A 10,447-nucleotide genomic window follows, 5' to 3' on the forward strand; every position below is an offset into this window, starting at 1 on the left:
CGATTTCAATACAAGTAACTTCTCTCCTTTTGCATTTATAATAACTTTCGGGTTGATTTCTCAACAACTTTATCATTTTGATAATAGTTTATTTGAAATATTAACTATAAATCAAAATAGCTCTTTATTCGAAAGAGAATGGATGATTTTTGCTTTAGACAACTTTATTAGAGCGGCGATATTTGATTTTTTGGAAACTTATCACTTACACATATCAAATATCGATTCGAATAACTTGTATATTTTGTCATTCGTATTTGTATTTAAGTCAGTTTTATCAATATTTTTTGTAAAAAGTTTAATAAATCTATATAACTCAACCAAAAAGATTGAATTAGAAAATAAATAAAAAGTATGGCTACTAACTAAGCATCTATGCGGTCGGTACGACCGAGCATGAATGCCGTGTTGACTAAACCGAGTCGATATTAGTTCATATGGCGATTTCTATGTGTTTCTGTAGGTCTTAGGGATATAATTTGATTCATATCCCCCTTAATAAACTTTTCGTTTCTGCCTAGTCCCTTTTACCTGGCATTGGCTTATCTTAAATAAAATCTGTAGTTTAGTCACAGTTAAAACCCACTACCTACCCTACTTAGTAACTTAAGGATAGTGAATAGTAAAAGAACTTTATAGTTGCATGCAAGCTAAAAAATCCGTGAATGGAAGAGATTAACGAAAAAGAATTTAAAAGTCGACTTGCTTCTACAGAGATTTCTGAATACAATGACCTTATAATAAACTTTCAAAATGTCACGAATGTAAACTTGAATGAGATTACTCTTTCTAATAAATTTAAAAACTGCAAATTCATAGGAAAAAGAGTTGATTTTGTGGATTTGAGTATTGGAGAAACATCTGAATTGACTCATACATTTAGATTTGATGATTGCGAATTCGAAAATGACGTTTTTTTCAAAGATTGTGCTATACAGGAAATCAGATTTATAAATATTTCAAAACCTGTTAAGAATTTACATTTAGCATCAATTACACTTGGGTACTTTACTTTTCAGTGTGCAGAAAGTTTAGACGATGAAATATCGAATAATATTGGTATTACAATTCATAATTCTGAAATAGTAAAGTATTTAGATTTTTTACATCTAAAATCAAGTAACAATCTTTTAATTTCTAGTTGTAAAATTAATAGCGTTAAAATACACAACTCGAAATTTGAAAGAGTCGACATCGACCATTGTAAAATTAAAAATGACTTTCAATTCACTTTAAATAATGTTGAAGATAGTTACTTTAAGCACAGCGAATTCAATAAAACTAACTTCTCTAATACAGATTTTGGAGTTGAGACAGAATTTTCTTTTAATAATTTTGGTGGAATAGCACTATTTCAAAGTCTACAAAATGAACATAGAACGAGGGCAAAGTTTAAAAGTTGCAACTTTATGAAATACACCAATTTCAATAAATCCACTCTTTATAACTTGCACTTAGATACTTCAAAATTTCAAGAATTTACCTCATTCCAAGAAATGGAGCTAAATTCAATATTTTTAGATAGAACAATATTCGAGAAACCAGCTTTTTTCGACGATATAGAAATTATCAGATTTAGTAAATGTAATAAAAGAACACTTCGAAATATTAAACAACAATTATTAAGAGCTGACAACAAAATAGATTATGATAATTTTCGAGCTCATGAACTGAATTTATATAAAGAGGAACTTAAAAAAACCATAAAGTTAAATTCAAAAGCTAATCGCAAAAAGTTGAGTAGAGATTTGACAATCTTACGAGTTAATTCCTTCTATTCAAATAACGGAACTGATTGGGTTAAGGCAATTAAAAGAACTTTATTTGTTGCATTACTTTTCTACTCAATTTTTTACGTGGTTCATAATTCTGATAGAAAAATTGACCTTTACAGTGCTTCTTCATATAACGAATACTTCATAGGGCTTTTTAGATACTTTTTGCTAACAGATTTTCACAATCCTTTAGCCCAAAGTAGAGAATATTTGACAAATGTTTGGGAATGGGTTCCTTTTATATTTGGAAAAATATTAATCGCAATAGGAATTTATGAAATTTTAGTTTCATTTAGAAAATTTAAGCGATAAAGCCAGCAGGTAACAAAGTACTATGGCAAAAAACAAATAAAAATTTATTAATTTTAAACCAAAGTACTTCTGTAAGTATCATCATAAAGTAGTCCTAATTTTGTAATAGCAAAGGCTTGTTTCAAGAGCTTATCACATGCGGCTATTAACACTCCACTGATGCTCGTTTGCAACGAGTCTTTCTACAAAAATCATCTATATAAAATAAAATCTGTAGCTTAGGCACGTAAAACCCACTACCTACCCCACTTGGTTACTTAGGGATAGTGAATGGTAAAGGCACTTTATAGTTACCGGTAAATAAATATAATTGTTATGTAACATCTGATGAATCTAAAAAAAACTAACATAGATGGAATGAAAATCTTTCAAGTTGACCCAAATGTCCTTGAGAGTGATCAGATTCAGGAAAGCACTAAAGAAGCTTTAAAAATAAAGTCTCAAAAACAATGGCTTAAAGAATTAAAGCAAAATAGGGCTAATGTTGTTCTTATGGATGATAATGGTCAAGCATTCCAAGCCACTACATTTCTTCACAAAATGCAAATTTATGCCGGCATAGCTCCGAATTTAATTCAAGCATATTTCGATCTTGCATATGAACAAATACAATGGACTGACAAATATGCTGACACTTTTCATTTTATTTCTAACAATAAATTTGAAGAAGTGAGACTAATCGAGCCTAATATTTTTAATCGTTTCATTCAATATAGGATTAGTTCCATTATTTTTTTGCATTTATCAGTGGAAGCCTTTGTTAATCATATAATACCAGATGACTTTATCTATTTAAGAGTGGAGAACTCTAAATCAGATAAATTTATTGAACAAACCACTAAGCTCTCAAAAGAAAATATTGAAAGATGGACAAGTTTTAAGGAAAAAATAGAAAAAGTAATTCCGCAAATACCAGGAATCGATTTTGATTTAAAGAAAAATTCAAAAATACTAGGTAGATTATTTGAAATTGTTAAAATCCGTGATGAAATAATTCATTTAAAATCAAAAGACAAGGAAACCTCAATATATTATGACAAGATATTCAATTTTATAGCGTCTAAAAATTTATCCGATTATCTTCATTCAGTAAAGAAATTTATCAATATTATTCAAAAAGATTTTATAAAAATTGAAAGTATTCAAGAACAAAAGATTTCTGAAAAAATCCTAATGGAAAATCCTAAACAACTTCATATGGGAATGTTATTCGATGTTGTTAGAATTAAAGAAAAAAGAATTACTATTGAAATTTCTAAATGGGATGGTTTAACAAAAGAAAATGAATCCTTGATAATGATTTTGTCTCACTTAGAACTAATGAAAAAGATGAATATCTTGGACGATTATTTAATCAATGAAAGTAAGAGTTTGTTTACCATAGAGATATTTAAATTAGATAAACAAATAACGTAACGCTACATAACATTATATATGAAATCAGAGCAATGTTTAATTTACAGACCCTTCTTTCCTTTTTGCAGTGGAGCTAGATTTTTATAAATTAAACAAGAAATAAGAACACGTAACTAATCTATTACAAAACCGTTACCTCATATTGAGAAAAATATTATTCATATTAATAATAGCATTCTTCATCCTATCTTGTGACTCAAATAAAAAGATAGAGGGCACTTGGATAAGTGCATATACTTTTTCAAAAGAATCGAACCAGCCTGTAGGGTTTCCTTTCAGACAAATAATAAACTTCGAAAACAACAATATTCAGGTCAGAGAATTTAAATATGACTTAACTAGTGAAGGTTTACTTATTGGAAGCTATAAATATACACTAGATCAATTGACATATAATATTAATAATGTATCATCTAAAATAGGTTTAATTTATTCTAAGGATAGTTTGATATTTAAAAATTTCTCAGGAACAAGTAACATTTATAAAAAAATTGGTGACAATTTGAAAAGTAAGACAGAAAAAAAATTAGTCAACAAATCATTTTTATATCACACTAAAAACTATAATGATACTATTCATTTTTTAAACGATTCTATTTTGACATATAGTAATGGTAAACCCAAAAAATATTTGAGATGGGAAAGATTCATATTTAATGATTTTGATATTTTGTTCACAGAAAATGATATTCCCTATATAATATCTAAATTCAAAAATAGTATACTGTTGACAGGTTTCCACCAAAAAAAACACGAAATAGAACTCATCGAAATCGAATAAAAGAATATAAAAATGTTTATTAATAACTAAGCATTCATGCGGTCAGTACGACCGAGTATAGACGCCGTGCTGACTAAACCGGGTCGCTATTTATTTAATATGGGTATTGCTATGTAAAAGAAGCGTCCTATAAAAACTTTAGCGTAAAAAATGAAGTGAAAGTAGTGGCTACAGGAAATTCGTCTACAACGAAAAGCACATATTGTACTCAGAATAATGATAGCAGATTTAGAGATTAAATTAGTTAACCTGTTTAATTTCATGTAACGTAAAGAACGTTATTTTTAGTAAAATTTTTTTAAGACTAGACTTTTCCCGCCCGTCCGCATGAATGACTTGTCGAGCAGGTACCAAAAAAATACGTTCTGGCGGGATGGTTCATGTCATCCCGAGCGGAGCCGAGGGGTTGGGCGATGCATAAAAGAATACGTAGTAATTGAATACTGAATATTTAAATAAAATCTGTAGTTTAGTCACACAAAACCAACTACCTACCCCACTTAATAACGTAAAGATAGTGACTAGTAAAAGAAGGATATAGTTGCCATTGGTGGTTATATAACATTGTTGGCAGAAAATTAACCATACACAAACTCAATGACAGATCGAGAAACTAAAAAATTCATCTCTATTATTTTTGAAAAAATAACATCCTCAAATACTAATAATGATTTGATAGAAATCGAGAAAGAAAGTTTTGACAGAAAATACATAATGGACTCAACATCTTTCCCTAAAATTGATTTTAATATATCTTCTACCGAAATAGATGAATTGATAAAGAGCAATATAATTGATAAAAATTACAATCTAAATCCTTTATCAAAAAATAGCGACCCTTTAATAAAACTTCTTTACTCGATAATTTGGAAAAATGGAGATTTAAAGAAATTGAAGCATATTACTAAAGGAATTCACAGAGATGATTTAAGCATTATGGAGCAAGAAAAAAGCTTTGTCTTTTATCAGTTTGGTAAATACTTGACAAAGCAAGAAAATCAGCCCATAATTGACCAACATGTTCTTAGAGCTTTTGCTATATATCAATGTGATGATATTCAAGAAATACGGCAAATTAGAGGGTTTAAGGTGATAACAAAAAAAGAAAAAAATCTAATAAAAGATTATATAAACTGGTTGAGCTCTGACTCTATAAATAACACTCTAAAAAAAGAAGCGGAATACTTATACTACATTGATAGAATATTATTTGCATCTGGAAGATTGACTAAGAAAAAATAACTTTTACCAACAACTAAGCATCCATGCGATCAGAACAACCGAGCATAATCGTTGCATTGACTAAACCGGGTTGCTAGTTTCATGATTAGTATTCCCGCTACCTTCACTGCATACCTCACGATAAACCAGCTAGTAGCTTGCTTATGATTCAGGGCGTCAATCCCTATTCTCAAATGACTTGCACCCTCTGAATTAATAATTTACTTTTTGATAAATAAAGGATGTCGATGTTAGGCATACCTTCCGTTTATATTGTTCATTTACTCCTTTTTGGAAGCAAATGTATTATACAAAAGACGCCATGTAAAATTACCATAAAAACTATTTGAATTATTTTTATACCATCAGTTAAATCTTAAGTTTGTAAAAACTACAAATTAATTATGAAAAAAATTTTATTTAAATGTTTATTAGCTACAATATTATTTTCTTGTAGTAATGATGATAATTCATCTGAATCAAATAATGACCCCTCTAATGAAGCTAAAAATGAATTTTTAGGCCAGTGGAAATTATCCAAAAGATTTTTGAAAACGAGTACTGGAGCTGTTATTCAAGAAACACCAGTTAAAGGGTGTAACGAAAAGACTTTAATTCAGTTTAATGAAGATGGCACGTATAGAGAAAATGACATATACGGAGACAGTGAAGGTAAAAATTGTTTTGTGAACTTTGATGAATCTGGAAAGTATGAAATCTTACCAGACTCTGAAATGAAGTTTACAGACAATGAAGGGTATGCATATATAGCTAAAGTCACTCTTATAAATGGCGTTTTAGAGCAAACTTTATTGAATAATGATCCCAAGGATGATGAGTTCGAAGTCGATGAGTATATCAAAGTTGATGAAGAAAAAGAGTTTTTTGTTCCATAATCTTATTATTAAGAAGTTGCTCAAATAACTACACACAATAACTAAGCATCGATTCGATCGATACGATTGAGCATGAACGCCGTGTTGATTACTCGGCATCGTCAGTTCCATGATTTGTAATGCTGTTTTCCATAATGCATAGCTTATGGTAAACCAGCCAGTAGCTTACTATTGCTTCAGGACGTTACTCCTGCACATAATGGACTCGCTCACTCTAGACTAAATAGTTACCTTTCGGTTAGATAAATGTATTTATATTAAGACAAACACACTATGTAAGATAAGCGTTAAAACGCCTTTTTTATTAAACGTTGGTCATAATATTGACAAAACTAAACACGTAATGAACAAACCAGCAATCATCATTGCAATAATTCTACTTGTTGGAATAAACATTAATGCGCAGGAATTAACTTGTGCGGATTTTAGAACTGGTACTTTCTATATTCCTACAAGTGACGAGATGAAGAAATATACAATAACATCTAACGATTCTATAAGCAAAATTAGTACGCCAAGAGATATTACAATTAATAAATATATTGTAATACGTGAAGAGAACTCTCAAATCGAATGGATAAAAGGAGTAGATATTGGAAATCCGGAATATGAGATACTTGAATGGATTGATGATTGTACTTATCGATTGACTTACGATGAGTCAAAAGGAGCATTGAGTGAAGAGAAAAAATGGATTAATGAAAATAATGGAATTGTCATTACGAAATCTCGAATTGATGGAAAATGTATGTTTTATGATGCGATAATGACAACCAATGACGGAAGAAAAATATCTCAAAAAGGTATAATCTGTGCGGAATAATACTATGCGCAGCAAATAAGCACTCTAACGCTCGGTACGACCAAGCATAAATACGGTATTGACTCAACCGGGTCGCTATTTATTTAATATGGGATTTGATATGTATTTCTGTAGATCCTAGGCATACATCTTGATTCATATTTCCCTTTGTAAACTTTCACCTTCTGCCTAGTCCCTTTTGCCTGGCATTGGCTTATCTCAAATAAAATCTGTAGTTTAGTCACAGTTAAAACCCACTACCTACCCTGCTTAGTAACTTAAGGATAGTGAATCGTAAAATAAGTATATAGTTGCCAATGGGGATTATACGATGTTGTTGCCAGTAATACCCAAAAAACATTGAAGGAAATATTTAAACCGATTGTAGCATAAGATAAATTAAATCCAGTATTTGAATTACTAAGGACTACCAAAAAATGAACTAAATCAGCTGATTGATTCGCTTTTCGTATTTGTTAAATCAAAAATAACAGATCTAAAAGACACTGAAATACTCGAGCTTAAAAAACCTAAAATTGTTGTGTTTGGTGATACTTTATTTGTGCGAAATCAAATTAATAGGTATGAACAAAATTTAACACTCTATAATATCCGTTTTACGAAGGTGGAAAATGTATGGGTCATAGACTCTCATAACAACACTGCATTAATTTTAGAGTTTATTAAAATTGCTGAAAAAGAATACGACTAGTATAAAAATAATCACCAAACAAAACATACTTTTAACGTTGGGTACAATTTGTAACAAACAAAGCCACATATGAAAACACATTTAAAAATATTAATTTCTACAATTTTACTTCTTTTCGCAACAAATCAAATTATAGCACAGGATGCTACAAAAGCTCATAAAGATTCATTAGAAATTGTAGTCAAAAAATATTATGACTTAAACCTTAAAATATTTCAGACTATCTCAACCATTAAAGATATCGATAGAGTTTTTGAACTTTTTACAGATGACTTTACATATATTCATCCAAAATATGGAGGCACTTATACTCGGCAGGATTTGTACAATGGTTATGTACGAAATCAAAAAAACGGTCGTTACGATGGAAAATATATTAATATTAAAGTATTAAAAAAAATTATCGGATTGAATGGTATAGTTGTTCAAAGAATGTATGTGGAAAAAGAGGGTGACGGAATTAAGGAAGGAGAACCACAGATGACACTTTTTGAGTTTAAAAAAGGAAAAATATCCAAAATCTTTGAATATTGGTAGTTGAATAAAAAACTGTACCAAACATCGTAAAAATTAATCGCTAAATTAGTGCTTTAACAAAATTAGTTGCTTGTTTTGCTACTTCTGAATTTCCTTCAAAATTCCTCGCTTACAAAATCGCAACTAACCATACATAAATGGCTAACACAAGACATATACCCAAATCCAAATGAAAAAAACGACTTTTATAATAATTATAAGTCTCTGGACAACGCTTCATTTAGTAGCGCAACATGAAGGAGCACATAATATTCTTGGAACTAACCACTTTATTGATTCAGGTATTTTAGGAGAAAAAAGACAAGTGCAAATCTATCTTCCAACAGATTATACTGAAACTGACAACAAATACCCTGTTCTTTATTTATTAGATGGACAACAATTTTTTAGTCATGGTGTGAGCTTAAGTAAAACTTTTAATCAATTTAATCTAACACCTGAATTCATTATAGTAGGAATCAACACCAGTTACCCTCAACGGTACAGCCATTTTGGTAATGATATGGATAAATTCATTGAATTCATGGATGCAGAACTTTTACCTTTCATTGAAGAAAATTTTCGTGCCAATAGTGAAAAATTGCTTTTCGGTTGGCAATATGCCGGAAGTCTTGGATTCAATATCATGCTAAAAAATACAATAGCATTTAATGGATATTTTTTAGCAAGTCCGTTCCCGATTCAAGATAAAATTGAAGCTTTAAATAGTACATCAATAAAAAATACGGCACTTTATTTCTCTGTCAGTCCGGATGAATATGATGTAAATCATGGTACTGATAAACTAGATTCCCTACTTTCTGATAAGAAAATCCGCGGTTTAGACTGGTCTTACTTAAAACTTATAAATGAAGAACATCATTCTACTGGATATACCACACTCTATCATGGACTTAGGAAGTATTTCAAATATTACCAGGAATTTCAAGAAGATAATCTTGAAAAATTTATTACTGCTGGTGGCTTAGATTATGCTTATACATACGCTAGGGCGCGAGGACTTAATTATGGATTTTCATCCGATCTATCAACCTGGTCTAAGTTCACCATTATTCGCAGTGCCATTAGAGCCAAAGATTATGATCATTTTGAAACCTTTACAAATGAATTTGTAAATATTGAATTTATTAGTGATTTGAAAAATAGAGCTTCAGATATAGCCGTTTTTTATGAAGTGAATAAAAAATATAATAAGGCTATCGAGATATACAAAATGTTACTGGTAGAGTTTCCTGAGTCAGAAAAATTGTTAAAAAGAATCGGAAATGCTTATTTAGCCTTGGACAACAAAAATGAGGCGAAGAAATATTTTCAACTAGCAACAGAAAATTTAAAAAGTAAAATTTAAAACAAAACTATAAACACTGTATCTCGTATAAAGCCTTTTTCTAAGTTTTAGTCTATAAATTCGATAATTTATTATTATAAGTATCTGATTATAATTACTTAATGTTGCTATACTCTTGGCAACGCCATAAAAACGTTGTCAATATTTTAACGATAGCCTTTTAGTAACTCCGCATCATTGCGTGACCGGCAGGATATAGGGGTTTTCTAGAGTTATATGCCTTCCCCTCTTTGGCGTCTTATTTGGAGGGACAAGAGCATCATTATGATGATTGGCAAGCAAGAGAACTTGTACCCCTCTAAATTAATTATTTACCTGCAGTAAGTAAAAGACGCCTATGATGGGCAAACATTAAGTGTAAAAACTATGACATGTAAAAATCGCTCGAGAAGTATATGTTTTCTTGTGGGGTTGGCAAATTTTATATTTGGTGTTTACAAAAAATGATAAAAACAAAATATTTTTATTTAGATAAATGTCAAATCGTGTGGCGTATCACCTGCCCTACGTATTTAATTTTACGTCAGCGTGCATCTAAAAAAACTTAATAGATAACAACTAAGCATTCATGCGGTCGGTACGACCGAGCATGCAGGCCGTGTTGACTAAACCGGGTCGATATTCCTTAGTATGGGGTTTGATATGTA

At 30.3% G+C, this 10,447-nt stretch carries 8 protein-coding genes; all 8 read left to right on the forward strand.

Features of this window, described 5'->3' with window-relative positions; translation table 11 throughout:
* The first annotated feature begins 665 nt into the window (after positions 1-665).
* The 8 genes from BD809_RS13145 to BD809_RS13180 all read left to right on the forward strand — a co-directional run bounded on the left by BD809_RS13145 (position 666) and on the right by BD809_RS13180 (position 9,800).
* Positions 666-2,087 carry a hypothetical protein gene (locus BD809_RS13145; RefSeq protein WP_148783444.1) on the forward strand — a complete coding sequence of 474 codons (1,422 nt, stop codon included), beginning with the start codon at positions 666-668 and terminating at the stop codon, positions 2,085-2,087.
* Positions 2,088-2,444: 357 nt separating this feature from the next.
* Positions 2,445-3,503 (forward strand): hypothetical protein, encoded by a 1,059-nt coding sequence (locus BD809_RS13150; RefSeq protein ID WP_148783445.1) that lies wholly within the window; start codon positions 2,445-2,447, stop codon positions 3,501-3,503.
* A gap of 142 nt (positions 3,504-3,645) precedes the next feature.
* Positions 3,646-4,284, forward strand: coding sequence for a hypothetical protein (locus tag BD809_RS13155; RefSeq protein WP_148783446.1), 639 nt, complete (start codon positions 3,646-3,648; stop codon positions 4,282-4,284).
* Between the two features lie 597 nt (positions 4,285-4,881).
* Positions 4,882-5,526, forward strand: coding sequence for a hypothetical protein (locus BD809_RS13160; RefSeq protein WP_148783447.1), 645 nt, complete (start codon positions 4,882-4,884; stop codon positions 5,524-5,526).
* A 383-nt stretch (positions 5,527-5,909) separates the two neighbouring features.
* Entirely contained in the window at positions 5,910-6,401 is a 492-nt protein-coding gene (locus tag BD809_RS13165) for a lipocalin family protein (protein WP_148783448.1), read from the forward strand.
* 343 nt (positions 6,402-6,744) lie between these two features.
* Positions 6,745-7,224: a hypothetical protein gene (locus BD809_RS13170; protein ID WP_148783449.1), complete on the forward strand. Its 480-nt coding sequence runs from the start codon at positions 6,745-6,747 to the stop codon at positions 7,222-7,224.
* Between the two features lie 760 nt (positions 7,225-7,984).
* Positions 7,985-8,452 carry a nuclear transport factor 2 family protein gene (locus BD809_RS13175; RefSeq protein WP_148783450.1) on the forward strand — a complete coding sequence of 156 codons (468 nt, stop codon included), beginning with the start codon at positions 7,985-7,987 and terminating at the stop codon, positions 8,450-8,452.
* Between the two features lie 169 nt (positions 8,453-8,621).
* A complete protein-coding gene (locus tag BD809_RS13180) occupies positions 8,622-9,800 on the forward strand; it encodes an alpha/beta hydrolase-fold protein (RefSeq protein WP_148783451.1) in 1,179 nt (392 codons plus the stop codon).
* Positions 9,801-10,447: the final 647 nt, after the last annotated feature.

Origin of the sequence: Aquimarina intermedia, assembly GCF_008124785.1 — a bacterium.
Classification (GTDB): domain Bacteria; phylum Bacteroidota; class Bacteroidia; order Flavobacteriales; family Flavobacteriaceae; genus Aquimarina; species Aquimarina intermedia.